This window comes from Blastococcus sp. TF02A-26 (genome assembly GCF_003319125.1).
In the GTDB taxonomy this organism is placed as follows: Bacteria; Actinomycetota; Actinomycetes; order Mycobacteriales; family Geodermatophilaceae; genus Trujillonella.
In genome coordinates, this window is sequence record NZ_QOHG01000027.1 from 1 (window position 1) to 24,783 (window position 24,783).

22 protein-coding genes are annotated in these 24,783 nt (G+C 74.4%); 16 read left to right on the forward strand and 6 right to left on the reverse strand.

All coding sequences use genetic code 11. The annotated features are described in order from the left end of the window. Nucleotides 1-279: 279 nt before the first annotated feature. Nucleotides 280-1,041, forward strand: a complete 762-nt coding sequence (locus DQ240_RS21530) for a VOC family protein (RefSeq protein WP_113841764.1) — start codon at nucleotides 280-282, stop codon at nucleotides 1,039-1,041. A 4-nt stretch (nucleotides 1,042-1,045) separates the two neighbouring features. Here DQ240_RS21530 and DQ240_RS21535 read toward each other — a convergent pair whose 3' ends face one another. Genes DQ240_RS21535 through DQ240_RS21545 form a run of 3 tightly spaced genes read right to left on the reverse strand, consistent with a single transcriptional unit; the run spans nucleotide 1,046 to nucleotide 3,448 of the window. Then, on the reverse strand, nucleotides 1,046-1,474 hold the full coding sequence (locus DQ240_RS21535) for a PPOX class F420-dependent oxidoreductase (RefSeq protein WP_113841765.1): 429 nt from the start codon (nucleotides 1,472-1,474) through the stop codon (nucleotides 1,046-1,048). Next, nucleotides 1,474-2,442: a pirin family protein gene (locus tag DQ240_RS21540; RefSeq protein WP_113841766.1), complete on the reverse strand. Its 969-nt coding sequence runs from the start codon at nucleotides 2,440-2,442 to the stop codon at nucleotides 1,474-1,476. Before DQ240_RS21540 ends, DQ240_RS21535 begins: the two co-directional genes overlap by 1 nt. Before the next feature lie 10 nt (nucleotides 2,443-2,452). Further along, nucleotides 2,453-3,448 (reverse strand): pirin family protein, encoded by a 996-nt coding sequence (locus tag DQ240_RS21545; RefSeq protein WP_113841767.1) that lies wholly within the window; start codon nucleotides 3,446-3,448, stop codon nucleotides 2,453-2,455. A 131-nt stretch (nucleotides 3,449-3,579) separates the two neighbouring features. Between DQ240_RS21545 and DQ240_RS21550 the strand changes: the two genes are divergently transcribed. From DQ240_RS21550 to DQ240_RS21570, 5 genes are all read left to right on the forward strand, one after another. Beyond that, a complete protein-coding gene (locus tag DQ240_RS21550) occupies nucleotides 3,580-4,620 on the forward strand; it encodes a methylenetetrahydrofolate reductase C-terminal domain-containing protein (RefSeq protein WP_233498891.1) in 1,041 nt (346 codons plus the stop codon). Beyond that, entirely contained in the window at nucleotides 4,613-5,377 is a 765-nt protein-coding gene (locus tag DQ240_RS21555; protein WP_233498892.1) for a class I SAM-dependent methyltransferase, read from the forward strand. The genes DQ240_RS21550 and DQ240_RS21555 overlap by 8 nt, the downstream gene beginning before the upstream one ends. A gap of 71 nt (nucleotides 5,378-5,448) precedes the next feature. Beyond that, entirely contained in the window at nucleotides 5,449-7,044 is a 1,596-nt protein-coding gene (locus DQ240_RS21560; RefSeq protein ID WP_113841768.1) for a circularly permuted type 2 ATP-grasp protein, read from the forward strand. Further along, entirely contained in the window at nucleotides 7,038-7,988 is a 951-nt protein-coding gene (locus tag DQ240_RS21565) for an alpha-E domain-containing protein (RefSeq protein ID WP_113841769.1), read from the forward strand. The genes DQ240_RS21560 and DQ240_RS21565 overlap by 7 nt, the downstream gene beginning before the upstream one ends. After that, nucleotides 7,985-8,866 (forward strand): transglutaminase family protein, encoded by an 882-nt coding sequence (locus tag DQ240_RS21570; protein ID WP_113841770.1) that lies wholly within the window; start codon nucleotides 7,985-7,987, stop codon nucleotides 8,864-8,866. The genes DQ240_RS21565 and DQ240_RS21570 overlap by 4 nt, the downstream gene beginning before the upstream one ends. Here the strand turns inward: DQ240_RS21570 and DQ240_RS21575 are convergent. After that, nucleotides 8,863-9,624: a hypothetical protein gene (locus DQ240_RS21575; RefSeq protein ID WP_113841771.1), complete on the reverse strand. Its 762-nt coding sequence runs from the start codon at nucleotides 9,622-9,624 to the stop codon at nucleotides 8,863-8,865. The two genes, DQ240_RS21570 and DQ240_RS21575, sit on opposite strands and share 4 nt — an antisense overlap. Before the next feature lie 275 nt (nucleotides 9,625-9,899). On the opposite strand from DQ240_RS21575, the gene DQ240_RS21580 reads away from it, so the two are divergent. Next, nucleotides 9,900-11,738 (forward strand): clostripain-related cysteine peptidase, encoded by a 1,839-nt coding sequence (locus DQ240_RS21580; RefSeq protein WP_158548847.1) that lies wholly within the window; start codon nucleotides 9,900-9,902, stop codon nucleotides 11,736-11,738. Nucleotides 11,739-11,810: 72 nt separating this feature from the next. Further along, nucleotides 11,811-13,619, forward strand: coding sequence for an ABC-F family ATP-binding cassette domain-containing protein (locus DQ240_RS21585; protein ID WP_113841773.1), 1,809 nt, complete (start codon nucleotides 11,811-11,813; stop codon nucleotides 13,617-13,619). 98 nt (nucleotides 13,620-13,717) lie between these two features. Here the strand turns inward: DQ240_RS21585 and DQ240_RS21590 are convergent, their stop codons facing one another. Further along, on the reverse strand, nucleotides 13,718-14,428 hold the full coding sequence (locus tag DQ240_RS21590) for a hypothetical protein (protein WP_113841774.1): 711 nt from the start codon (nucleotides 14,426-14,428) through the stop codon (nucleotides 13,718-13,720). 146 nt (nucleotides 14,429-14,574) lie between these two features. On the opposite strand from DQ240_RS21590, the gene DQ240_RS21595 reads away from it, so the two are divergent. The 8 genes from DQ240_RS21595 to mnhG all read left to right on the forward strand — a co-directional run bounded on the left by DQ240_RS21595 (nucleotide 14,575) and on the right by mnhG (nucleotide 22,865). Then, complete coding sequence (locus DQ240_RS21595) at nucleotides 14,575-15,753, forward strand: sensor histidine kinase (RefSeq protein WP_113841775.1); 1,179 nt, start codon at nucleotides 14,575-14,577, stop codon at nucleotides 15,751-15,753. Then, nucleotides 15,750-16,409 (forward strand): response regulator transcription factor, encoded by a 660-nt coding sequence (locus tag DQ240_RS21600; protein WP_113841776.1) that lies wholly within the window; start codon nucleotides 15,750-15,752, stop codon nucleotides 16,407-16,409. The genes DQ240_RS21595 and DQ240_RS21600 overlap by 4 nt, the downstream gene beginning before the upstream one ends. 74 nt (nucleotides 16,410-16,483) lie before the next feature. Next, on the forward strand, nucleotides 16,484-19,339 hold the full coding sequence (locus DQ240_RS21605) for a Na+/H+ antiporter subunit A (RefSeq protein WP_113841777.1): 2,856 nt from the start codon (nucleotides 16,484-16,486) through the stop codon (nucleotides 19,337-19,339). Next, nucleotides 19,336-19,827 (forward strand): Na(+)/H(+) antiporter subunit C, encoded by a 492-nt coding sequence (locus DQ240_RS21610; protein ID WP_113841778.1) that lies wholly within the window; start codon nucleotides 19,336-19,338, stop codon nucleotides 19,825-19,827. Before DQ240_RS21605 ends, DQ240_RS21610 begins: the two co-directional genes overlap by 4 nt. Beyond that, nucleotides 19,824-21,515, forward strand: coding sequence for a Na+/H+ antiporter subunit D (locus DQ240_RS21615; RefSeq protein WP_113841779.1), 1,692 nt, complete (start codon nucleotides 19,824-19,826; stop codon nucleotides 21,513-21,515). Before DQ240_RS21610 ends, DQ240_RS21615 begins: the two co-directional genes overlap by 4 nt. Continuing rightward, entirely contained in the window at nucleotides 21,512-22,093 is a 582-nt protein-coding gene (locus tag DQ240_RS21620; RefSeq protein ID WP_113841780.1) for a Na+/H+ antiporter subunit E, read from the forward strand. The genes DQ240_RS21615 and DQ240_RS21620 overlap by 4 nt, the downstream gene beginning before the upstream one ends. After that, on the forward strand, nucleotides 22,090-22,419 hold the full coding sequence (locus tag DQ240_RS21625) for a monovalent cation/H+ antiporter complex subunit F (RefSeq protein WP_113841781.1): 330 nt from the start codon (nucleotides 22,090-22,092) through the stop codon (nucleotides 22,417-22,419). The genes DQ240_RS21620 and DQ240_RS21625 overlap by 4 nt, the downstream gene beginning before the upstream one ends. Then, a complete protein-coding gene (mnhG, locus tag DQ240_RS21630) occupies nucleotides 22,416-22,865 on the forward strand; it encodes a monovalent cation/H(+) antiporter subunit G (RefSeq protein ID WP_113841782.1) in 450 nt (149 codons plus the stop codon). Before DQ240_RS21625 ends, mnhG begins: the two co-directional genes overlap by 4 nt. Nucleotides 22,866-22,883: 18 nt before the next feature. On the opposite strand, the gene leuA is transcribed toward mnhG, so the two are convergent. Continuing rightward, nucleotides 22,884-24,620 (reverse strand): 2-isopropylmalate synthase, encoded by a 1,737-nt coding sequence (leuA, locus tag DQ240_RS21635; RefSeq protein WP_113841783.1) that lies wholly within the window; start codon nucleotides 24,618-24,620, stop codon nucleotides 22,884-22,886. Nucleotides 24,621-24,783 lie beyond the last annotated feature (163 nt).

Sequence of the window (24,783 nt, forward strand, 5' to 3'; positions counted from 1 at the left end):
GAACCACGAGGGACCTCCTGTGGTCGGAGTGGGTGCTTGGCGGCTCCCACAGCCAACCCGGAGGTCCCTCCTCACTTCAAGATCACCCTCGGCCAGAGGCCGTGCACCAACCTGTCCGATCAGTACATCTAGGCCGCTCCCACGGCACTGCCGCGGTAGCGGCCTGACCGCCGCGCTGTGGCGCGGCACCGGCCCCGACCACGCGGCCCCCGGGGATCGCCCGGTCCGATGTGTCGGACGATGCTGGCAGTGTGACCTCCCCACACCGGAGGAGGAGCCATGCCCACTCGGGACACCGCCTGGCCGGCCGGCACCCCGTGCTGGATCGACTACGGCGCCACGGACGTCGATGCCGCGCGCGACTTCTACGGGTCGCTGTTCGGCTGGGAGTGGACCGGCGGTGACCCGGAGTACGGCGGCTACTGGAACGCCCTGCGCGGAGGCGGCCCCACGGCCGGGATGGGCCCGCTGACGAACCCGGTCGATCCGCCGGGGTGGACGGTCTACTTCGCCACCGACGACGCCGCCGCGACGGCCGCGGCGATCCGCGAGGCCGGGGGCGACGTCGTCGTCGAGCCCATGGAGGTCGGACCGCTCGGCTCCATGGCCATCGCGGCCGATCCGCAGGGCCACGGCTTCGGCCTGTGGCAGGCCGGGCAGCACACCGGGGTCCGGGTGTTCAACGAGCACGGCGCGCTGACCTGGGAGGAGGCCGCGGTCGAGGACGTCGCGGCGGCGCAGGCCTTCTACTCGCGGGTCTTCGGCTTCCGCTTCGACGAGATCCCCGACATGGGTGACTACGCCACCTTCGCGACCGGCGAGCGCCCGCTCGGCGGCCTCGGTCCGGTCGAGCCGGGCCTGCCGACGGGGTGGGCGGTCTGCTTCGCCGTCGACTCCACCGACGCGGCGGTGACCGCGGTCGAGACGCGGGGCGGGCGGGTGCTGCACCCGGCGGAGGACACGCCGTTCGGCCGCTTCGCCGTCGTCGCGGACCCGTGGGGCGCGTCGTTCTCGGTGTTGGAGGTCGAGCCGGAGGAGTGAGGTGTCAGGCCGGCAGCTGGCCGTACACGTGCTCCGGCCGGAACCGGACGACGAGCCGCCGGTCGCGCACCATGGCGGCCCGGTACTCGTCCCAGTCGTCGTGCTCGCCGTTGATGGCGCGGTAGTAGGCGACGAGCTCGTCCACGGTGGCGTCATCGGGGGCAGTGGCGACCGGCGTCAGCTCGGCGGTGCCCTCGACGGCCACCCACGACCAGAAGTCGTCGGACGAGACGTGCAGCGTGAGCCGGGCGTCCCGCTCGAGGTTGCGCGTCTTGGCGCGGTCGGCCGTCACCGAGATCCGGAACAGCTGCTGCTCGGCGTCGTAGGAGTAGCCGATGTTCGACAGCTGCGGCCGGCCGTCGCGCTTGAGCGTGGCCAGCACGCCCCACTTCCGGCCGGCGACGAACTCGAGCATCCGCGGGTCCACGGTCATCAGCGTTCCCTCCCGCGGGCCTTGAGCGCGACCGGGGGCAGCGCCGGCGCGAGGAGCCGGTCGCCGTCGTAGCCGACGACGGCGCCGAACCGCTCGTGCTCGGCGTTCCACTGCTCGGCGTAGGCGGCGATCTCCTCGCCCGAGCGGCCGACGAAGTTCCACCACATGACCAGCCGCTCCTCGAACGGCTCGCCGCCGAGCAGCAGCAGCTTGACCGGCTCCTCGGTGCGGATCCGGACGGTGCGCCGGCCGGTGCCGAGGTAGAGCATCTGGCCGTGGCCGAGGGGAGCGCCCTCGACGTCGGCCCCACCGGAGGCACCGAGCACCGCGTGCTCGAAGTCCGGCTCCAGCGGCAGCTCCACGTCGGCGCCGGCGGCCAGGTCGAGGTCCACGCCGAGCAGCGGCGTGTAGGCGGTGCCCGGCGAGGTCGCACCGCCGAGGGAGCCCATCAGCACCGTCGCCGTCAGCCCGTCGGAGGTGAAGCCGGGCAGCGTGGCGTGGTGGGCGAAGGCCGGCGCCACGTCGCGGGCCGAGTCGGGCAGCGCGACCCACAGCTGGGCGCCGTGCAGGTACCGCGGATGCGACACCGGCGACTGCTCGGAGTGGGCGATGCCGTGGCCGGCGGTCATCAGTGCCAGCTCACCGGGCCCGAACTCGACGTCGCTGCCGAGGGAGTCGCGGTGGTGCACCCGCCCCTGCAGCAGCCAGGAGACGGTCTGCAGGCCGGTGTGCGGGTGCGGCGCCACCTGCATGCCCGGGCCGGCGGCGACGTCGTCCGGGCCGTAGTGGTCGACGAACGCCCACGCCCCGACCAGCCGCCGGCCGAGGGTCGGCAGCAGCCGGCGCACCCGGGTGCTCTCCCCGAGCTGCACCTCCTTGGCCGGCAGCAGGTCCAGCACGGGGGAGGAGGCGGTCGCCGCCAGCCCGCCCAGTTCGCGGGCGGGCGGGCGGCGGTCGAGGTTGCTCATGGCCGCAGTCCTACTCCTGCTGACCCGTCTCGCCCACCACGTCGGCGTGCGGGACCCGCTGCGCCGGGATGGTGCCGAGCCGGCCGGCCTGGAAGTCGGTGAAGGCGTCCATGACCTCCTGCCGGGTGTTCATGACGAACGGCCCGTACATGGCGATCGGCTCGCGGATGGGCAGCCCGCCGAGGACGACGACGTCGAGTGCCGGGGTCCGCGACTCCTGCTGCTGCGCGCCGCTGATCGTCACCGTGTCGCCGGGGCCGAGGACGGCGAGCTGGCCGGTGCGGATCGGCGCGCCGTCGATGCCGACCGAGCCGGCGCCCGACAGCACGTAGACCAGCGCGTTGAAGTCCGGCCGCCAGGGCAGGTCGAGCGTGGCTCCGGGGGCGATGGTCGCGTGCACCATGGCCATCGGGCTGTACGTCGAGCCGGGACCGGTGTGGCCCGCGACGTCGCCGGCGATGACCCGGAGGAACGCGCCGGCGTCGGGGCTGGCCAGCAGCACCGACTGCTCCGCGCGGAGGTCCTGGTAGCGCGGCTCGGCCCACTTCTGCGCGCGGGGGAGGTTCACCCACAGCTGCAGGCCGTGGAACAGCCCGCCGCTGACCACCAGCGCCTCCGGCGGCTTCTCGATGTGCAGCAGCCCGCTGCCGGCGGTCATCCACTGGGTGTCGCCGTTGCTGATCGTGCCGCCGCCGCCGTGGGAGTCGGCGTGCTCGAAGGTGCCGTCGATGATGTAGGTGACGGTCTCGAACCCGCGGTGCGGGTGCCACGAGGTGCCCTTCGGCTCGCCGGGCGCGTACTCGACCTCGCCCATCTGGTCCATGTGGATGAACGGGTCGAGGTCGCGGAGGTCGACGCCGGCGAAGGCGCGGCGGACCGGGAAGCCCTCGCCCTCGAAGCCGGACGGCGCGGTGGTCACCGAGCGGACCCGGCGGCGGACCGTCCCGGGGGCGGGCGCGGGGACGCGGGGCAGGACGGTGGTGTCCTCGACGGTGATGGCGGGCATCTCGACTCCTTGAGTTGAACCCTCAACTACCTTGCGGCCACGGTAGCGCAGGTCGTCCCGGATCTGTTCCCGCCGCGGCGCCGGGAGCCCTTCGCGCGCGAAAGTCCCTCGTCCGGGCCAGGGTGGACACCGTGCCGCCGACCCTCCTCGCCGACCTGCCCGCCCGGGAGGGTTGCCCCAAGCGCATGGTCTTCGGCCCCTGCGGAGGAGTCCGAGCCGACGAGCGCTGCGAGGTCGCCGAGCACCGCTGCGTCTTCGTCGGGGAGCCGCTGGTGACCTGGCCGGCCGAGCCCCTGCCGGCGCCGCCGCCGCACCCGGGCAGCCTCCTCGACGTCGCCCGCAGCCGGCCCGTCGTCCTCACCGACCTCTCCGTCGTCCCCTACGACCCGGCCTCGCTGCGCCGGGTGGTCGAGGTGATCGGCCCGGTCTCCGACGGGCTGCTGGTCGGCGAGCACGCCAACCGCCCGGACTTCCCGCCGGCGGTCGTCGCCGCGGAGGTGCACGCCGCCGGCGGCCGGCTCTGGACGACGCTGGCCTGCCGCGACCGCAACCGCGTGGTGCTCGAGCAGGAGGTCGCCGGGCTGGCCGCGCTCGGGGTGGACGGCGTCCTCTGCGTCACCGGTGACGCCCGCGGCCCCGGCGTCCGCCCCGGGGCGACCCAGGTCTTCGACCTCGACGGTCCCCGGCTGGTGGCGCTGGCCACCGGCGCCGGGCTGAGCGTCGCCGTCCCCGAGTCGCCGGCCGCGCCGCCGGTGGACCTCCGGCCGGCCCGGGTCGCGCAGAAGCAGCGGGCCGGGGCGCAGGTGTGCGTGCTCAACCACGTCCGCACCCCCGCCGAGGTCGCCCGCTTCGTCGCCGCGGCCCGAGCCGCGGGCGCGACCGTCCCGTTCGTCGCCGCGGTCGCCGTCTACACCGACGAGCGCTCGGCCCGCGTGCTGCAGCGCTTCCCGGGCCTCCAGGTGGACGACGACGCGATCGAGGCGGTGCTGGCCGCGCCCGATCCGCGGGAGGCCGGCATCGCCGCCGCGGTGGCCGAGGCGGCGGCGCTGCTGGCCATCGACGGCGTCGCGGGGGTCAACCTCTCCGGCCTGGCCTCGGCCGACGGTGAGGACGAGGGAGCCCGGGTCAAGGCCGAGGTGGCCGGACGCATCAGGGAGGAGCACGGTGGCTGAGCTGGCCGACGAGGCGATGGAGGCCGAGTTCGGCACCGTCGCGGCCTGGACCGAGCAGGCGGTCCGCGCGCTCGGACCCGAGTACGCCGTCCCGGCGGGCTGCCGGGGCAGCGGCAGCGAGAGCGCGCTGCGCTGGCTGGCCGACGGGCTGGAGCTGCGCCCGGACAGCCGGGTGCTCGACGACGGCGCGGGGGTCGGCGGCCCGGCCGGCTGGCTGGCCGCCGAGCGGGGCGTGCGGGCGGTCTGCGCCGAGCCGATGGCCGAGGCGGTCCGGGCGTCGCACCGGCTCTTCGGGCTGCCGGGGGTGGTGGCCGACGCGCAGGGCCTGCCCTTCGCCGACGGCGCGTTCGACGCGGCCTGGTGCCTGGGGGTGCTGTGCACCATCCCCGACAAGGCGGCGGCGCTGGCCGAGCTGCGCCGGGTGCTGGCGCCGGGCGGACGGGCGGGCCTGCTCGTCTTCGCCGCCACCGGCCCGCTGACCGGACCGCAACCGGAGGGCAACACGTTCCCGGCCGCGGAGGAACTGCCCGACCTCCTGGCCGGCGCCGGGCTGCGCCTGGAGCGCACCGGCCGCGCCGACCTCTCCGACAGCCCGCCGGAGTGGACCGAGCGCGCCGACGCCGTCGACGCCGAGGTCGAGCGCCGGCACGGCCAGGACCCGCGGTGGCAGGAGGCGCAGGAGCAGTCGGGCCGGGTCGGCCGGCTGCTGTCGGAGGGCGTGCTGGTCCCCTGGCTGGGGCTGGCGACGGCGCGGTGAGCGCGGCGGCACCCTCCGGACGACGCGTTCCGGAAACGCGCGGGACACATCCCGGCCCTAGCTTCCCCGGGATGGCGGACCTCTTCGACGGCTACCCGCTCGGGCAGCAGTGGGACGAGATGTTCGGCAGCGCCGGGCAGCCGCGGGCCGCCTACGCGGGGCTGTTCACCTCGCTGCAGCCGATGGCGGGGGAGGAGCTCTCCGCCCGGGCCGACCTGCTCTCCCAGACCTACCGCGACGCCGGCGTCACCTTCGCCCACGCCGGCGAGGAGCAGCCCTTCCCACTCGACATCGTGCCCCGGGTCATCGGCGCCGAGGAGTGGGACGTGATCGAGCGGGGCGTCGCGCAGCGGGTGCTCGCGCTCGAGGCCTTCCTCGCCGAGGTCTACGGCGCCGGCGAGGTCTTCGCCGACCGGATCGTGCCGCGCAGCGTGGTCAGCACCAGCGCGCACTTCCACCGCCAGGCGCACGGCCTGGTACCGCCCAACGGCGTGCGGGTGCACGTGTCGGGCATCGACCTCGTCCGCGACGAGGCCGGCGACTTCCGCGTGCTCGAGGACAATCTGCGCTCCCCGTCGGGGGTCAGCTACGTCATCACCAACCGGGCGGCGATGAGCCAGGTGCTGCCGGAGCTGTTCGCCGACCACCGCATCCAGCCGGTCGACGACTACCCGACCCGGCTGCTGGCCGCCCTCAAGGCCTCCGCGCCGGCCAACGTCCCGGACCCGACGGTCGTCGTCCTCACCCCGGGCGTCTACAACTCCGCCTACTTCGAGCACGCCCTGCTCGCCCGCCAGATGGGCGTCGAGCTGGTGGAGGGCCGCGACCTCGTCTGCGCCGGCAACCAGGTCAGCATGCGGACGACGGACGGCCAGCGGCGCGTCGACGTCGTCTACCGGCGGATCGACGACGAGTTCCTGGACCCGGTGCACTTCCGGCCCGACTCGGTGATCGGCTGCGCGGGCCTGCTCAACGCCGCCCGCGCCGGCCGGGTGACGATCGCCAACGCGGTCGGCAACGGCGTCGCCGACGACAAGCTGCTCTACACCTGGGTGCCCGACCTGGTCCGGTACTACCTGGGCGAGGAGCCGGTGCTGGCCAACGCCGACACCTACCGGCTCGACGACGAGGACACCGTCCGCTGGGTCCTGGACCGGCTCGACCAGCTGGTGCTCAAGCCGGTCGACGGCTCCGGTGGGAAGGGCATCGTCATCGGGCCGCGCGCCGACGATCAGGCGCTGGCCGAGCTGGCGGTCAAGGTCCGCGCCCGGCCCCGGGACTGGATCGCGCAGAAGCCGATCGGGCTCTCCACCTGCCCCACATTGATCGGCGGCCGGATCGCGCCGCGGCACGTCGACCTGCGGCCGTTCGCGATCAACGACGGGTCGAAGGTGTGGGTGCTGCCCGGTGGGCTGACCCGGGTCGCGCTGCCGGAGGGGGAGCTGGTGGTCAACTCCAGCCAGGGCGGTGGCTCCAAGGACACCTGGGTGCTGAGCCGACCCCGCCCGGCGAGCGAGCCGGAGCAGGTCCCCGAGCTGACCCGCATCGAGTTCACCGCCGCGGACCTGCCCGACGAGCCACCCGCGCAGGACCCCGGGCCGCTGAACGACACCGTCGTCGGCCAGTCCCAGCAGCAGCAGCAGCAAGGAGGGACGGCGGGATGCTGAGCCGGATCGCGGAGTCGCTGTTCTGGATCGGCCGCTACGTGGAGCGGGCCGACGACACCGCCCGCATCCTCGACGTGCACACCCAGCGGCTGGTCGAGGACCCGTGGATCGACGAGCGCCGCGCCTGCGCCAACCTCCTCGCGCTGATGGGCTCGCCCTGCCCCGAGGAGGAGGCCGACACCGAGCGGGTCCTGGCCACGCTGGCGTTCGAGCGGGACAGCCCGAGCTCCATCGTCGGCGCGCTGTCGGCGGCCCGGGAGAACGCCCGCGGCGCGCGCGAGGTGCTCTCCGGCGAGATCTGGGAGTCGCTCAACGTCACCCACAACGCGCTCCCGCAGCAGCGCACCATGGCCCGGCGCTACGGTCCGCACGCGCTGTTCCGGTTCGTCCGCGAGCGCTCGGCGATGGTGTTCGGCCTGGCCGACTCCACGATGAGCCGAGACGAGAGCTGGCTGTTCCTCGTGCTCGGCCGCTCGCTGGAGCGGGTGGACATGACCGCCCGGATCATCTCCACCCGCGTGCTGGCCGGGGACGCCGCGCCGTCCTGGACCCTGGTGCTCCGCTCCACCGGCGCCTACGAGCCCTACCTGCGCACCTACCGCGGGGTGGTCGACTCCAGCCGCGCGGCGGAGTTCCTGCTGCTGGACCGGCTCTTCCCGCGGTCGGTGTTCGCGGCGCTCGACCAGGCCGAGAGCTGCCTGGCCGAGCTGGAGCGCAGCACCGTCCGCGACACCACCCGCATCGGCGTCGCCGGGGAGGCGCACCGGATCGTCGGCCGGGCCCGGACGCTGCTGGAGTACATGAGCACGCCCGAGCTGCTCTCCCGGCTGCCCGCGCGCCTGGAGGAGCTGCAGCGCACCTGCTCGGCGGCCAGCGCCGCGGTCAGCAGCCACTTCTTCACCGAGCAGGCGCCGCAGGTGTGGGTGCCGGAGGGGGTGGCGTGAGCGCGCAGCAGGAGCAGGGGAGCCGCCCGTCGTCGTCCCGGTGGCGGTTGCAGGTGGTGCACCGCACCCGGTTCTCCTACGCCGGCCGGGTGCGCTCGTCCTACAACGAGGCCCGGCTGACCCCGGAGAACAGCGGCCGGCAGACGACGCTGCGCTCCCGCGTAGAGATCGAGCCCGCGGCGACCGCCTACGCCTACCGCGACTACTGGGGCTCCACCGTCACCGCGTTCGACCTGCACTCCCCGCACGAGGAGCTGGTCGTCACCGGCACCTCGATCGTCGAGGCCGGCCCCGACCCGCTCGGCCACGAGCACGTCGACTGGGCGACGCTGCGCGGCCCGGAGGTGCGCGACGCCTACGGCGAGCTGCTCAGCTCCACCGCGCTGACCGCGGTCGACGACGAGGTGGTCGACGAGGTCCGGGCGGTCGTCGGGGACCTCCCGCCGCACGAGGCCGCCGACGCCGTCTGCCGGTTCGTCCGCGGGCACATGGAGTACCTGTCCGGCGCCACCCACGTGAAGACGACGGCGATGCAGGCGTGGCGGCACCGCCAGGGCGTGTGCCAGGACATCTCGCACGTCACCGTGGGTCTGCTGCGGGCGCTCGGGTTGCCGGCGCGGTACGTCTCGGGCTACCTGCACCCGAAGCGGGACGCCGACATCGGCCAGACGGTGACCGGCGAGAGCCACGCCTGGGTGGAGTGGTGGGACGGCGGCTGGTGCGCCTTCGACCCCACGAACTCCGTCGAGGTCGGCACCCGGCACGTGACGCTGGGCCGCGGTCGGGACTACGGCGACGTGTCCCCGTTCCGCGGCATCTTCTCCGGTGCCGGCAGCAACGGGCACACCGTCACCGTCGAGGTCACCCGCCTCGCCTAGCCGAGGTCCCGCAGGAGACGGGCCACCCCGGTCGGGGCGTCGGCGGCGTCGGCGTCGGGCAGCACCTCGACGCGCTCGGCCAGCCGGGGTCGCCAGGCCGGGGGAGCGGCGGCCAGCCAGGCGGCACCGGCGTCGGTGAGCCGCCCGTCGCTGCGCAGCGGCGCCCACCCGCGGAGCACCCGCAGCGACTCGGCGGCGGTGACCAGCAGCGTGGCCATCCCGCGCCGGCGCAGCGCCGGGGCGACGGCGACGTCGTCCACGATCCCGGAGCGGGTGTACCAGCGGACCTCGCCGACGCGGTCGGCCATCCGCATGCCGGCCGCGGCCACCTCCCGCGGGGTGACCACCGTGCCCGCTCGGAACGGCCCGCCGGAGAACGCCAGCAGCGAGGACGCCGGGATCGGGCTCGTGGCGTGGTGCAGCTCGGCGAACCACACCGGCGGGCACCGTCCGGCCAGGGCGTCGGCGGCGTCGATGCCCAGCACCGTGCCGTCGGCGACCCGGTACCGGACGGCGGCCAGCCATCCCTGCGGACGTCGGCCACCGGCCTCCATCGCGGTCAGGTCCACCGGGGTGCCGTCGGCGAAGCGCCCGGACCCGACGGCGACCAGCGCGTGCTCCCGCGAGCCCGGGCCCCCGTCGGCGATCCGGGCCCACCAGACCCCCGCGGGCGCCGGTGGCGGGGTCACGGCCACCAGGCGCGGCCGCTCGGCCGGGGCGCGCTCGTCGAACAGGGAGGTGGGGGCGGCGCTGGTCATGGCGTCCTCCTGGTGCGCGGGAGCCGGCGGGGGCCGGTGCACCCGAGCGTCGGGGGCGCCACTTGCGGGGTCCTTGCGGCCGACTGGGGCGCACGGGACGCAACGGTTCGGAGGCCGTGCGCGAAACCGTTGTGCGCTGGTCGGGTGCCTGCCACAGTCCGGCGGCCTCGCTGCTGGAGCGGGCATTCGGGGAGGGAAGTCGCATGCGCCGGACGGCGGTCGTGGGTGCAGTGCTCTGCGTGGCCCTGGCGGGCTGCACGGGAGAGGACGAACCGGTGGAGGAGCAGGCGCGGTCCGCGCCGGAGGGCGAGGGCTGGACCGTCCTCGTCTACTCGATCGCCGACACCGACCTGGAGCCCTACCTGCTGGCCGACCTCGCGGAGTTCGCCGAGGTCGGGTCCAACGAGAACCTGCAGATCGCCGCGATGGTCGACCGTGCCGCCGACTACAGCGCCGACCCGTTGCTGGGCATCGAGGACTGGGTCGGCGCCAAGTACCTCTCGATCGGCCAGGGCGAGGCCACCGAGCTGGAGGACCTCGGCGAGGTCGACACCGGCGACCCCGCCGCGCTCAGCGAGTTCATCGCCCGCGGCATCGCCGACCACCCGGCGGAGAACTACGCGCTGGTCATCTCCGACCACGGCGCCTCGTGGCCGGGTGTCGGCGGCGACGAGTCGGCCGACCACAGCACCCTCACCCTCGAGGACCTGCGCGGCGGCATCGCCGACGGTCTCGAGGAGGCCGGCGTCGACAAGCTGGACCTGCTCGGCTTCGACGCCTGCCTCATGGCCACGTACGAGACCGCCAGCGCGATGCAGCCGCTGGCCGACCGGATGGTCGCCTCCCAGGAGCTCGAGCCCGGCCACGGCTGGGACTACCGCTCGTTCTCGGTGCTCGCCGAGGACCCGCAGACCGACGTCGACACCCTCGGGACGGCGATCGTCGACGGCTTCGCCGCGCAGGCGGAGGCGGAGGGCACCGGGGCCGACATCACCCTCTCCCTGGTCGACCTGAACCAGATGGCCGCGGTCGACGAGGCGCTCACCGAGTTCAGCGACGCGCTCACCGAGCGGGTCGCCGAGGTGGCGCCCGTCGTGGGGCGCGAGCGGGAGAGCGTCCTCGGCTTCGGCCGGGACCCCGACCCCGAGCAGGACACGCAGATGGCCGACCTCGGTCTGCTCGCCGCGGAGATCGGCGTCGACGCCCTCGACGTCTCCGACCAGGCCGACGCACTGATCCGGGCGATCAACGACGCCGTCGTGTACTCGGTGAACGGCCCGGCCGCCCTGGGTGCCAGCGGTCTGTCCATCTACTTCCCGCCGACGCCGGAGCTGATGAACCCCGACTACGCCTCGGTCGAGAGCGCCGAGGCGTGGGGGGCGTTCCTGGAGAGCTACTACCAGGCCGGTGACGAGATCCCCGAGGACGAGCAGCCGGAGTTCGTCAACACCGGCGGCGAGGCCGAGGTCTTCTTCGACCAGGACGGCCTCAACCTGGTCGGCTCCTTCGACTCGGCCATCACCGAGAACATCTCCGCGACGACGATCAGCTACGGCCTGCCCCAGCCCGACGGCACGGTCGTCTTCTTCGGGGACGAGCCGGGCGCGGTCCTCGAGGACGGCTCCGGCCGGGCGCTGGGCATCTACGACCTGACGACGCTGTCGATCTCCGACGGCATCGACACCTCGTTCGCCTACATCACCCTGACCTGGGACGACGACGCCGAGATCGGCGTCATCGACGTGCCCGTGGCGTACGACGAGCCCGGCAGCAGCAGCGAGGAGTACTCGGACGTGACGCTGTCGATCTCGTTCAACCCCTCGACCGGTGACGTCCTCAACGAGATCTACTACGTCTACGACGAGGACGCGGGTACCTACGGCGAGCTGACCGCCGACCCGCAGGGGCTGATCGTGCCCAAGCTCCTGGTGGTCCTCCCGGACGGGACGGCGAGCTGGGAGCCGGCCTCGGACGTCGGCCTCTACGCCGACCTGCCGGGCCTGCAGTACGACTTCGCGCCGCTGGAGTCCGGCACGGAGCTGTACGCGGAGCTCTCCGTCACCGACTTCGGTGGCAACAGCGACGCGGTGTCGGCCCAGGTCGTCGTCCCCTGATCAGGGGCGGAGGAGATCCGGCGGCCCGACGCCGCCGGATCTCCTCCGGCCGGGCCAGGGATACTGGGCCCGATGAGCGCACCCGTGAACCTGGTCAACCTCGAGCGGGTGTCCAAGGCGCACGGCACCACCGTGATCCTGGACGACGTCTCCCTGGGCGTCGCGGCCGGTGAGCGGATCGGCATCGTCGGCCGCAACGGCGGCGGGAAGACGACGCTGCTGTCGGTCCTCACCGGCGTCGAGGACCCCGACTCCGGCCGGGTCACCCGCCGCGGCGACCTGGCGATGGGCGTGCTCGACCAGTCCGGCACCCTCCCGCCCGGGACGACCGTCCGTGACGTCGTCCTGCCGACCAGCCGCTTCGCCTCCGAGCACGAGTGGGCCGCCGACCCGGCGGTGCGCAGCGTGCTGGCCGGCCTGGAGCTCGACCGGCTCGGGCTGGACAGCCCGGTCGCGCCGATGTCCGGTGGCGAGCGCCGCCGGGTCGCGCTGGCCGCGCAGCTGATCCGCCCGCTGGACCTGCTGGTGCTCGACGAGCCGACCAACCACCTCGACGTCGAGGGGGTCGCCTGGCTGGCCGACTACGTCAAGCGGCGCAGCGGCGGCCTGCTGGTCGTCACCCACGACCGCTGGTTCCTCGACGAGGTCTGCACGACCACGTGGGAGGTCGCCGACGGCAACGTCCACGCCTACGACGGCGGCTACTCGGCGTACACGCTGGCCCGCGCGGAGCGGGCGCGGATCGCCGCGGTCACCGAGGAGCGGCGGCTCAACCTGGTCCGCAAGGAGCTGGCCTGGCTGCGCCGCGGCCCGCCGGCCCGCACCAGCAAGCCGCGGTTCCGCATCGAGGCGGCCGAGGCGCTCATCGCCGACGAGCCGCCGCCGCGGGAGACCATGGCGCTCAAGGGCTTCGCCGCCCGGCGCCTGGGCAAGACCGTCTTCGACGTCGAGGACGTCGACTACGCCGTGCAGACCCCGGCCGGCCCGCGCACCCTCTTCCGGGACCTCACCTGGCACGTGGGCCCGGGCGACCGGATCGGCGTCGTCGGCGTCAACGGCGCCGGGAAGACGACGCTGCTGCGGATGCTGCTCGGCGAGGTCGAGCCCGACCGCGGCCGGATCGTGCAGGGGCAGACCGTCGCGCCGGCGTACCTCTCCCAGCACGTCGCCGAGCTGCCGCCGCGGCTGCGGGTGCTCGAGGCGGTGCAGGAGGTCGCCCGCATCGCGCGGATCGGCAACACCGAGATCTCGGCGTCCTCGCTGGCCGAGCGGTTCGGCTTCGCGGCGAACCGGCAGTGGACGCCGGTGGGCGACCTCTCCGGTGGCGAGCGCCGGCGGCTGCAGCTGCTGCGCCTGCTGATGGGCGAGCCCAACGTGCTGGTGCTCGACGAGCCGACCAACGACCTGGACATCGACACCCTCACCGCGCTGGAGGACCTGCTCGACGGGTTCGCCGGCACGGTGCTCGTGGTCAGCCACGACCGCTACTTCGTCGACCGGGTGTGCGACTCGGTCGTCGCGCTGATGGGCGACGGCACGATCGCCGCGCTCCCCGGCGGGGTGGAGGAGTACCTGGCCCGCCGGGCCGCCGGCGAGGCGGCGCTGTCCGGTGGCCACGCGGGCACCGGGACGACGGCGCCGGTGGACGTCCCGGCGGTCTCGGCCGCCGAGGCCCGGGCGGCGAAGAAGGAGGCCGCCCGCCTAGAGCGGCGGCTGGCGAAGCTCGACGCCGACGAGAAGAAGCTGCACGAGCAGCTCGCCGCCGCGGCCACCGACTACGCCCGGGCCGCCGAGCTCGACGCACAGCTGCGCGAGGTGCTCGCCGAGAAGGAGCAGATCGAGACCGACTGGCTGGCCGCCGCCGAGCTCGCCGAGGGCTGAGGCTCCGCCTCCTCCCCGCCACCCGGCCCCGACGCGCTCGTGCTCTGCCCACCGGAGCGGGCAGAGCACGAGCGGTCGGGGCGGGAGGTGTCCGGCGGTCAGGCGCCGAGCGCGGCCTCGGCGCGGTGCCGCCGGACCATCCGCAGCCCGACGACCGCCAGCGGGACGGCGCCGACGACCGCGAACCCGGCGTAGGTCAGCGGCTCGAAGGTCAGCACCGCCGAGGCGACCAGGCAGCCGACCGCCGGGGCCAGCAGCCCCCAGCTGACGACGCCGGCACGGGCGAGGGCGGCGATCGCCACGATCGGGCCGAGCAGACCGAAGAGGGTCACGAAGCCCACCGCGCCGACGCCCGGGTTCGCCTGGACGACGCCGAAGAGGTCCTCGGCCTGCCCGGCGGGGAGCTCCCGCCCGATCGCCGCGGTCCAGTAGTCGTAGAGGACGAAACCCGCCACGGTGACGTGGCCCAGCGCGGCCATCAGGGCGCCCACGATCGTGGCGGTGGAGCCCCGGCGGCCCCGGACCAGCGCCGGCGCGGCCAGCCAGGCCAGCCCCATGAGCAGGTTGCCGTAGTGGAGCAGGACCGCCGAGAGCGTCGTCTGCCCCTCGTCCCGGGCGAGCGAGGCGATGTAGTCGGCGTCGGACGGCGAGTCCCACGGCGGGGAGGTGGCGAGCCCGGCCACGTACAGCAGGGAGCCCGCGATCAGCGCGCCGCCGGCGATCGGCAGCAGCCGGGATGCGGCGCTGCGCCCGGTCGGGACGCCGGCGGGGTGGGCGGTCGGGGCGGGGGTCATCAGGTTCGAGGTCATGGCGGGAAAGCTAGGAACGGACCGTGCCCTCCCGCGTCCGTCGGGACGACCCGATCGGGGTCCGCCGGACGGCGGACCGACCGCCGCGCGCCGTCCGTCGCGAGGGGGATCCCCGGAGGGCCGCGCGGCCCCTACCGTTCCCGACCATGCCCCCCTGGTCGGCCTCGCCGCACGCCCACCGGCTGTCCTGGCCGGCGGTCGGTGCGCTGCTGGCGGTCCTCGCGATCGTCGAGACGGCGATCGACCAGACCTACGGCTTCCCCCTGTACACCTGCCTGCCGGGAGTCGCCGCGGGTCTCGTGGTGGCCGGGTGCGCCCGCTGGCCGGAGGCGGCCGCGGTCGTCGGCGCGTGCACCGTGCTCGGCAACTACGCGCTGGACACGCCCGGCCCCGGGGGCGCCCAGCTGGTCGGCATGGCGCTGCTGGTCGGGCACGCCGCCGCCGTCCTGCCGCTGCGGCGGGGGGTCCGCGCCGCCGCCGTCGCGACGGTGGTGGTGGTCGCGGCCGGGGCGGCCTTCGGGCCGAACGTCTGGGAGGCGATGTTCTACCTCCTCGTCACCGGCGTCGCGTGGGGCGTCGGCGTGCTGGTCCGGCAGTCGCGGGAGCGGTCCCGCGAGCTGCAGGTGCTGGCCGCCCGGCTGGCCGAGCAGCAGGAGACGGTGGCCGCCGCCGCGGCGGTCGCCGAGCGGGCCCGCATCGCGCGCGAGGTGCACGACTCGGTGGCCCACTCGGTGAGCGTGATGGTGCTGCAGATGGGTGGGCTCCGCCGGTTGCTGCCCGACCGGCCCGACGCCCAGGAGGTGCTGCAGGGCCTGGAGCGGCTGGGCCGGGAGTCGGTCGACGAGATGCGCCGCGTGGTCGGGATCCTCCGCGAGGAGGCGGGCGGTGGCGCGCCGGCCCCGCAGCCGTCGCTGTCCCGCCTGGACGCCGTCCTCGACGAGCTGCGCCGCACCGGCATGCCGGTCGAGCTCGTGGTCACCGGGGAGCCGGCCGAGCTGCCGCAGCTGGTCGACGTCTCGGCGGTCCGCGTCGTGCAGGAGGCGCTGTCCAACGTCGTCCGCCACGCAGGAGCCGCGGCCACCGTCGTCGAGGTCGCCCACGGTCCCGGTCAGGTGACCGTGACCATCACCGACGACGGGCGCCCCCGGGTGGCCGCGCCGGTCCCCGACGGCCCCGGCGGGCACGGCCAGCTGCACATGCGCGAGCGGGTCGCGGTCGTCGGCGGGCGGCTGGAGGTCGGTCCCGTCCGTGGGGGTGGTTACCGCGTGCGGGCGGTGTTCCCCGTCGCGGCGCCCGCCCGCCCGTCGGCGGAGGTGGGCGCGTGACGATCCGCGTCGCCCTGGTCGACGACCAGTCGATGATCCGCACGGGCCTGCGGATGGTGCTGGCGGCCGAGCCCGACATCGAGGTGGTCGGCGAGGCCGCCGACGGTGCCGCGGGTGTCGCGCTGGTGACCCGGCTGCAGCCCGACGTCGTGCTGCTCGACGTGCGGATGCCCGGCATGGACGGGCTGGAGGCCGCCCGGCGCATCGTCGCCGCGCAGCTGCCCACCCGGGTCGTCGTCCTCACCACCTTCGACGAGGACGAGTACGTCGCCGCGGCGCTGCGGGCCGGGGTCAGCGGCTTCCTGCTCAAGGTCGCACCGCCGGAGGACCTCGTGGCCGCGGTGCGGACCGTCGCCGCCGGCCAGGGACTGCTCGACCCGGCGGTGACGCTGCGGGTCATCGAGTCCTTCGCCGCGGCCCCGGCTCCCGACCCGGAGCGGGCCGGCGCCCTCGCCGCGCTGACCGAGCGGGAGACCGAGGTGCTCGCGCTGGTGGCCGCCGGCCTGAGCAACGCCGAGATCGCCGCCCGGCTGTACCTGGGCGAGGCCACGGTCAAGACGCACGTGAGCCGGCTGCTGCTCAAGCTCGGTCTGCGCGACCGGGTGCAGGCGGTGGCCTTCGCCTACGAGAGCGGCCTCGTGCGGCCCGGCGGGTAAGCTGGGCCTTACCGCCGGCCGTCGTCGACCGACGTTCTGTGGTCCCCGAGCCGCCATCGACTCCCGGGAGACCCGTGCTCGTACTGCTGCTCCTCCACCTGGTCGCCGCGCTGCTCGCGCCCGTCCTCGTCCGGTGGTGGGGCCGGCAGGCCTTCCTCGCGCTCGCCCTGGTGCCGGCCGCCGCCTTCGCGTGGACGCTGGCGCAGCTGTCCGCGGTGCTCGACGGCCGCGAGGTCTCCGAGACCGTCGAGTGGATCCCGGCGCTGGACCTCCAGATCGCCCTGCGGCTGGACGCCCTCGCGCTGCTCTTCGCCGCCGTCGTCACCGGTGTGGGCGCGCTGGTCCTCCTCTACTGCGCCCGCTACTTCGCCCCCGACGAGGAGGGCACCGGTCGCTTCGCCGGCACGCTCACCGCCTTCGCCGGCTCGATGCTCGGTCTCGTCGTCGCCGACGACCTGCTCCTGCTCTACGTGTTCTGGGAGCTCACCACCGTCTTCTCCTTCCTGCTCATCGGCGGGGCGGGCGGCCGGCTCGCCGCGCGCCGGGCGGCGACCCAGGCGCTCGTGCTCACCACGGCGGGCGGCCTGGCGATGCTGGTCGGGCTGATCATGGTCGGCCAGGCCAGCGGCTCGTTCCTGCTGTCGGAGGTCGTGGCCGATCCCGGCAGCGGCACGGTGATGACCGCCGGCACGGTGCTGGTGCTCATGGGCGCGATCACCAAGTCGGCGATGGTGCCCTTCCACTTCTGGCTGCCGGCCGCCATGGAGGCCCCGACCCCCGTCAGCGCCTACCTGCACGCCGCGGCCATGGTGAAGGCCGGCATCTACCTGGTCGCGCGACTGGCCCCGGGTCTGGCCGACGTCCCCGGCTGGCGGCCGCTGGTGCTGGGCCTCGGCGTCGCGACCATGCTCGTCGGCGGCTACCGCGCCCTGCGCCAGACCGACCTGAAGCTGCTGCTGGCCTTCGGCACCGTCAGCCAGCTCGGCTTCCTCATGACGCTGGTCGGCGGCGGCAGCCGGGAGCTGGCCGCGGCCGGCGTCACGATGACCCTGGCGCACGCGCTGTTCAAGTCCACGCTCTTCCTCACCGTCGGCGTGGTCGACCACGCCACCGGCACGCGGGACCTGCGCCGCCTGTCGGGACTGGGCCGGCGGCTGCCGGTGCTCGCGGCCGTCGGCTGCCTGGCCGCCGCGTCGATGGCCGGGCTGCCGCCGCTGCTGGGCTTCGTCGGCAAGGAGGCGGCGTTCACCGCGCTGTGGGACGGCGGGCTGCCCGACCGCACCGCCGCGACCGTCGTCCTCGTCGGGCTGGTGGTCGGGTCCGCGCTCACCGCCGCCTACACCGCCCGCTTCGTCTGGGGTGCCTTCGCCCGCAAGCCCGACTGCGCCGACACCGAGGTGGCGCACGCCCCGGAGCCGCTCTTCCTGGCCGCGCCGGTGGTCCTGGCGACGGCGGGACTGCTCGCCGGCCCGTTCAGCCCGCTGCTGGCGCCGCTGGTCGCCGAGTACGCCGAGACCGTCCCGTTCGGCCTCCCGGAGGTGGAGGACCTCGCGCTGTGGCACGGCTGGAAGCCCGCGCTCGCGCTGTCCCTGCTGACGGTGCTCGCCGGTGGGGCGCTGTTCGCCGTCCGCGCGCGGGTGTCGCGCACCCAGCGCCGGCTGGCCGTGGGCGCCTCGGCCGACGAGGGCTACTGGAACGTCATCCAGGGCCTGGACCGGCTGTCGGTCCTGGTCACCGGCACCACCCAGCGCGGCTCCCTGCCGGCCTACCTGGGCACCATCCTCGTCGTCGTCCTGGCGCTTCCGGGCACCGTCCTGCTGACCCGGGCCCCGTGGCCGGGGGAGTGGCGGGCCTGGGACACCCCGGTGCAGGCCATGGTCGGGGTCGTCGTGGTCACCGCCGCGGCGCTGAGCCTGCGCATCCGGCAGCGGCTGTCGGCCGTGCTCGTCGTCGGCGTCACCGGCTACGGCACCGCCGTCCTCTTCGCGCTGCAGGGCGCCCCCGACCTCGCGCTGACCCAGTTCCTCGTCGAGACGCTCACCCTCGTCGTCTTCGTGCTCGTGCTGCGCAAGCTGCCCAAGGACATCGGCGAGCGGCACCGGCCGCGCGAGCGCGCGGTCCGCGGCGTGATCGCGGTGGCCGTCGGCGCGTTCATGGGCGCCGTCGGTGCCGTGGCCCTCGGCGCGCGGACGGCGACCCCGGTGTCGGCCGACTACCCGGAGGAGGCCTACGACTTCGGCGGCGGCAAGAACATCGTCAACGTGACCCTGGTCGACATCCGCGCCTGGGACACCCTCGGCGAGATCTCGCTGCTGGTCGTGGCGGCGACGGGTGTCGCCAGCCTGGTGTTCCTGCGCAGCCGGACCGGTGGCGTCGACCGCGCCGAGCGCACTCGCCTGACCGAGGTCGACCGGCCCAGTTGGCTCGCAGCCGGCGCGACCATGGACCCCGCCCGGCGATCGGTCGTGCTCGAGGTGATCACCCGGATCCTGTTCCACACGATCCTCGTCTTCTCGGTCTACCTGCTGTTCTCCGGGCACAACGACCCCGGCGGCGGGTTCGCCGGCGGGCTGGTCGCCGGCCTGGCGCTGGTGCTGCGCTACCTGGCGGGTGGGCGCTACGAGCTCGGCGAGGCCGCCCCCGTCGCCCCCGGCGTCCTCCTGGGGGCGGGCCTGCTGTTCGCCGGCGGTACCGGGGTGGGGGGCCTGGTGCTGGGCGCCGAGGTCCTGCAGACGGCGATCCTCGAGACGACGCTCCCGGTGCTGGGCGACGTCAAGCTCGTGACCTCGCTGTTCTTCGACATGGGCGTGTACCTGATCGTCGTCGGCCTGGTCCTGGACGTGCTGCGCAGCCTGGGCGCCGAGCTGGACCGCCAGGAGGACGAGGACGACCCGATCGAGCTCAACGAGGGGGAGATGGTCGTCCGATGACCCCGACCGTCGTGCTGCCCGTGATCATCGGGGGCCTCTACGCCGCCGGCGTCTACCTGCTCCTGGACCGGAGCCTCACCCGCGTCCTGCTCGGCTTCCTGCTGCTCGGCAACGCCACCAACCTGCTGCTGCTGTCCGCGGGCGGTGCGGCCGGCCTCGCGCCGATCCTGGGCGTCTCCGACCCCGAGGACATGAACGACCCGCTGCCCCAGGCGCTGATCCTCACGGCGATCGTGATCACCTTCGGCATCTCGGCGTTCGTGCTGGCGATGATCCACCGCTCGTGGCGGCTGGTCCGGCAGGAGGTCGTCGGCACCGACGAGGAGGACCGGCGGGTCGCGGCGCGGAAGGGCACCGACGCCGACGAGCTCGACCCCGACGACCTGGTCCCCGCCGACCGTCCGGCCGGTCACGCCGACGGCCTGCGCGGCGCCGATCCCGACGACGTGCCGGCCGACGACATCGACCTGCCGGCGGGCACCAGATGACCAGCGTCCTGGCGCCGCTGCCGGTCCTGCTCCCGCTGCTCGGGGCCGCCGCCGCCCTGCTCCTGGCCCACCACCCGCGGGCCCAGCGCACGCTGAGCCTGGTCGTGCTGACCGCCGTCGTCGCGGTGTCGGTCGTGCTGCTGTTCACCGCCGACGCGGAGGGCGCGACCGCGGTCTCCGTCGGTGGCTGGCCGGTGCCGCTGGGCATCGTCCTCGTCGTCGACCGGCTCTCGGCCCTGATGCTCGTCGTGGCGTCCACCGTGGCGCTGGGGGTGCTGCTGTTCGCCGTCGGGCAGGGCGCCGCCGACCGCGACGAGGACACCCCGCTGTCGATCTTCCACCCGACGTTCCTGGTCCTGGTCGCCGGCGTGAGCAACGCCTTCCTGGCCGGCGACCTGTTCAACCTGTACGTCGGCTTCGAGATCCTGCTGATGGCCAGCTACGTGCTGCTGACCCTCGGCGGCACCGCGCCCCGCATCCGCGGCGGGATCACCTACGTGATCGTGAGCCTGACGAGCTCGCTGCTGTTCCTCGCCGCCATCGGGCTGGTGTACGCGGCCACGGGCACGGTCAACATGGCCGACCTGGCGGTGGAGCTGGGGGAGCTGCCCGAGGGCACGCAGGTGCTGCTGCAGTCGATGCTGCTCATCGCGTTCGGCATCAAGGCAGCGGTCTTCCCGCTGTCGGCCTGGCTCCCCGACAGCTACCCCACCGCACCGGCGCCGGTGACCGCCGTCTTCGCCGGCCTGCTCACCAAGGTCGGCGTCTACGCGATCATCCGCACGCAGACGCTGCTGTTCCCCGGCGGCGCGCTCGACGACCTGCTCATGTGGGCCGCGCTGGCCACCATGGTGATCGGCATCCTCGGCGCGGTCGCGCAGACCGACCTGCGCCGGTTGCTGTCGTTCACGCTGGTGAGCCACATCGGCTACATGGTCTTCGGCATCGCCCTGGGGACGGCGGCCGGCCTGGCCGGCGCGATCTTCTACGTCGCCCACCACATCGCCATCCAGACGACGCTGTTCCTCGTCGCGGGCCTGGTCGAGCGGCAGGGCGGGACGACGTCCATCGACCGGCTCGGCGGACTGGCCCGGCGCTCGCCGCTGCTGGCGGTCCTGTTCTTCGTGCCGGCGATGAACCTCGCCGGCATCCCGCCGCTGTCGGGCTTCATCGGCAAGCTCGGGCTGCTGCAGGCCGGCGTCGCCGAGGGCAGTGCGCTGGCGTACACCCTGGTCGCCGGCGGGGTGGTCACCAGCCTGCTGACGCTCGTAGCGATCGCCCGCGTGTGGACCCGGGCCTTCTGGCGGCCCCCGACGCAAGCGCCGATCGAGGACACCGCGGCGGCCGCCGCGGCCGACGCCGGCCCCTCCGGCGGCGGGACCGGTCCCGGCTCCGCGGACGGCGCCGGAGAGCTCACCGCCCGTCAGGTCGCCTGGCGCCGGCACACCCGCGTGGCGACGGCCGCCGACCCGGACATCGCGCCGGCCGCCGGAGCGGTGCGTGCCCTGCGTCCGCTGCCGCGCACGATGGTGGCCGCGACCGCGGCGCTGGTCACGGTGACGGTCGCGCTGACCGGCGTCGCGGGTTTCCTCTACGGCCTGTCCGACCGGGCTGCGCAGGACCTCGTGGAGCGGACGCCCTACGTGGAGTCGGTCTTCGACGCCCCGACGGCGGAGGAGGCGGAGTGATCGCCGACCGGTCGCCGCTGCGGCTGCGGCACCAGCTCCCGCTGCTCGCCTGGCTCGTGCTGGTCTGGATCCTGCTGTGGGGGACCTGGTCGTGGGCGAACCTGCTCTCCGGCGCGCTGGTGGCGCTGCTGGTGACCATGCTCCTGCCGCTGCCGCACGTGGTCGGCGGCACCCGCGTGCGACCCCTGCCGCTGCTGGCGTTCCTCGGTCACTTCGTCGTCGACCTGGCGGTCTCGGGCGCCCAGGTGGCCTGGCTGGCGCTGCGCCCCGGCGGGCAACGGCGCTCGGCCATCGTGCGGGTGCAGCTGCGCACCGACTCTGACCTGCTGCTCACGATGGTGGCCGAGGCCGTGTCCCTGGTGCCGGGGTCGCTGGTGCTCGACCTGGACCGGGAGGGGAGCACGATCACCGTCCACCTGCTGCACGTCCGGGACCGCGCCGACGTGGAGCGCGAGCGCGGCGACGTCCTGGTCGTGGAGGAGCGGCTGGTGCGGGCGTTCGGCTCGCCGGAGGACCTCGCCGCCATCGACCGCGACCTGCAGCGGCGCGGGCGCGCGCCGGAGAGGGCGGCGCGATGACCGTCGTCTCCTACCTGCTGTACGGCCTGATCGGCGGGGGCGCGCTGCTCGCGCTGCTGCGCCTGGCCATGGGTCCCTCGCTGCTGGACCGGGTGGTCGCCACCGACACGCTGCTGGTCATCATCTCCGCCGGCCTGGCGGTCTACGCGGCGCTGGAGCGCGACCCGACGGTGGTGCCGGTCCTCGTGGTCGTCTCGCTGCTGGCGTTCGTCGGCTCGGTGTCGATCGCCCGCTACGTGGGCGGGATGCTCCGCAGGTCGGCGACGGGGGACGGCCGCGACCTCGGGCTCCCCGTCGCCGCCGAGGAACGGGAGGGTGGCCGGTGACCGCCGCCGTCGACGTCGTCGCCTTCGCCTGCCTGCTGGCCGGGGCGTTCCTGTGCCTGACCGCGGGGCTGGGGCTGGTCCGCTTCCCCGACGTGCTGTCCCGGATGCACGCCGGCACCAAGCCGCAGGTGCTCGGCGTGCTGCTGGTCATGGTGGGCGCGGCGATCCGGCTGCACGGCTGGTCGGCGACCTGGATGCTGCTCCTGGTCGCGGCGTTCCAGCTGCTCACCGCGCCGGTCAGCGCGCACATGATCAGCCGCGTGGCCTACCGGCGCCGGCACGTGCGCCGTGACCTGCTGCTCGTCGACGAGTTCGAGGCCGGGACGACGGCCGAGAAGCTCTACATCGGCGACGAGCCGGGGGACGCGCCGCCGGAGGAGCCGGAGGTCGCGGTGGCCGAGCACGTCGTCGACGAGGGGCCCGCCCGGGGCGCCCCGCGCGGCTGACCGCGCGGGGCGCCGTGCTCAGCGCTGGGCGCGGTTGACCGCGGAGACGACCGCCCGCAGGGAGGCGGTCACGATGTTCGGGTCGATCCCGACGCCCCACAGCACGCGGTCGCCGACGGCGCACTCCACGTAGGCCGCCGCGCGGGCGTCGCCGCCGGCCGACAGGGCGTGCTCGGTGTAGTCGAGGACCCGGACGTCGACGTCGACGGTCCGCAGGGCGTCGACGAACGCGGCGATCGGGCCGTTGCCCCGGCCCTGGACGGTGACCGGGACACCGGCGTCCACCAGTTCGACGACCATCTCGTCGAGCTGCCCGTCACCGTGCGCGGTGTGCCGGTGCCCGGTCAGCGAGAACCGGCCCCACGGCGCGGCCGGGTCGGGCAGGTACTCGCTGCTGAAGGCCGACCACATCTGCTGGGCGGTGACCTCGCCGCCCTCGTCGTCGGTGTGCCGCTGGATGACCGCGCTGAACTCGATCTGCAGCCGCCGCGGCAGGTCCAGGTGGTTCTCGGTCTTCATGATGTAGGCGACGCCGCCCTTGCCGGACTGGCTGTTCACCCGGATCACGGCCTCGTAGCTGCGGCCGACGTCCTTGGGGTCGATCGGCAGGTACGGGACCGCCCACGGCATCTCGGACACGGGCTTGCCCGCCGCCGCGGCGTCCACCTCGAGGGCCTTGAAGCCCTTGTTGATGGCGTCCTGGTGGGAGCCGGAGAAGGCGGTGTAGACGAGGTCGCCGCCGTAGGGGTGCCGCTCGTGCACGCCCAGCTGGTTGCAGTACTCGACGGTGCGGCGGATCTCGTCGATGTCGGAGAAGTCGATCTGCGGGTCGATGCCCTGGCTGAACAGGTTCAGGCCCAGGGTGACCAGGTCGACGTTGCCGGTGCGCTCGCCGTTGCCGAACAGGCAGCCCTCGATGCGGTCGGCGCCGGCCCGGTAGCCCAGCTCGGCGGCGGCGACGGCCGTGCCGCGGTCGTTGTGCGGGTGCAGGCTCAGGACGACGGCGTCACGCCGGCCCAGGTTGCGGTTCATCCACTCGATCTGGTCGGCGTACACCGTGGGCTCGGCCATCTCGACGGTCGCCGGCAGGTTGAGGATCGTCGGGCGGTCGACGGTGGGCTCCCACACGTCGGTGACCGCGTTGCAGACCTCGACGGCGAAGTCCAGCTCGGTGCCGGTGAAGGACTCCGGCGAGTACTCGAAGCGGATCTCGGTGTCGCGCATCTGCTCGGCCAGCTTGCGCACCAGCTGGGCGCCGTGGACCGCGATGTCGACGATCCCGGCGCGGTCGGAGCCGAACACCACGCGCCGCTGCAGCGTGCTGGTCGAGTTGTAGAGGTGCACGATCGCCTGCTCGGCGCCGCGCAGGGACTCGTAGGTGCGCTCGATCAGCTCGTCGCGGGCCTGGGTGAGGACCTGGATCGTGACGTCGTCGGGGACCAGGTCGTCCTCGATCAGCTGGCGGACGAAGTCGAAGTCGGTCTGGCTGGCCGCCGGGAAGCCGACCTCGATCTCCTTGTAGCCCATCCGGACCAGCAGCTCGAACATGCGGCGCTTGCGGTCGGGGGTCATCGGGTCGATGAGTGCCTGGTTCCCGTCGCGCAGGTCGACGGCGCACCACCGGGGGGCCACGGTGGTGACCTTCTCCGGCCAGGTGCGGTCGGGCAGCTCGACCGGGGTGAACGGCGCGTAGCGGCCGAACGGCATGGCCGAGGGCTGCTGGGGGTTGCGGACGTGCGGGTGGTTCTCGTGCATGACGGGGCTCCTCTGGCGCGGGCTGGACTCAGCTCCGGTGGGGCGGTCAGCGGGCGCCGGGAACGCTCTCCGTCATGGAAGGCGCCGTCACGGCAGATCACCGCGGCGAGGGGGCCGACCTAGGAGAGGGCCTCGCCGCGGCGGGTAAGCAGGAGGCTGCCGC

Bases quoted from the DNA above. Each gene is read 5' to 3' on its own strand.
- DQ240_RS21545 (WP_113841767.1), bottom strand. From the start codon at position 3,448: ATGCCCGCCATCACCGTCGAGGACACCACCGTCCTGCCCCGCGTCCCC.
- leuA (WP_113841783.1), bottom strand. From the start codon at position 24,620: ATGCACGAGAACCACCCGCACGTCCGCAACCCCCAGCAGCCCTCGGCC.
- DQ240_RS21535 (WP_113841765.1), bottom strand. From the start codon at position 1,474: ATGACCGTGGACCCGCGGATGCTCGAGTTCGTCGCCGGCCGGAAGTGG.
- DQ240_RS21625 (WP_113841781.1), top strand. From the start codon at position 22,090: ATGACCGTCGTCTCCTACCTGCTGTACGGCCTGATCGGCGGGGGCGCG.
- DQ240_RS21610 (WP_113841778.1), top strand. From the start codon at position 19,336: ATGACCCCGACCGTCGTGCTGCCCGTGATCATCGGGGGCCTCTACGCC.
- DQ240_RS21565 (WP_113841769.1), top strand. From the start codon at position 7,038: ATGCTGAGCCGGATCGCGGAGTCGCTGTTCTGGATCGGCCGCTACGTG.
- DQ240_RS21595 (WP_113841775.1), top strand. From the start codon at position 14,575: ATGCCCCCCTGGTCGGCCTCGCCGCACGCCCACCGGCTGTCCTGGCCG.
- DQ240_RS21540 (WP_113841766.1), bottom strand. From the start codon at position 2,442: ATGAGCAACCTCGACCGCCGCCCGCCCGCCCGCGAACTGGGCGGGCTG.
- DQ240_RS21585 (WP_113841773.1), top strand. From the start codon at position 11,811: ATGAGCGCACCCGTGAACCTGGTCAACCTCGAGCGGGTGTCCAAGGCG.
- DQ240_RS21530 (WP_113841764.1), top strand. From the start codon at position 280: ATGCCCACTCGGGACACCGCCTGGCCGGCCGGCACCCCGTGCTGGATC.
- DQ240_RS21590 (WP_113841774.1), bottom strand. From the start codon at position 14,428: ATGACCTCGAACCTGATGACCCCCGCCCCGACCGCCCACCCCGCCGGC.
- DQ240_RS21560 (WP_113841768.1), top strand. From the start codon at position 5,449: ATGGCGGACCTCTTCGACGGCTACCCGCTCGGGCAGCAGTGGGACGAG.
- DQ240_RS21575 (WP_113841771.1), bottom strand. From the start codon at position 9,624: ATGACCAGCGCCGCCCCCACCTCCCTGTTCGACGAGCGCGCCCCGGCC.
- DQ240_RS21615 (WP_113841779.1), top strand. From the start codon at position 19,824: ATGACCAGCGTCCTGGCGCCGCTGCCGGTCCTGCTCCCGCTGCTCGGG.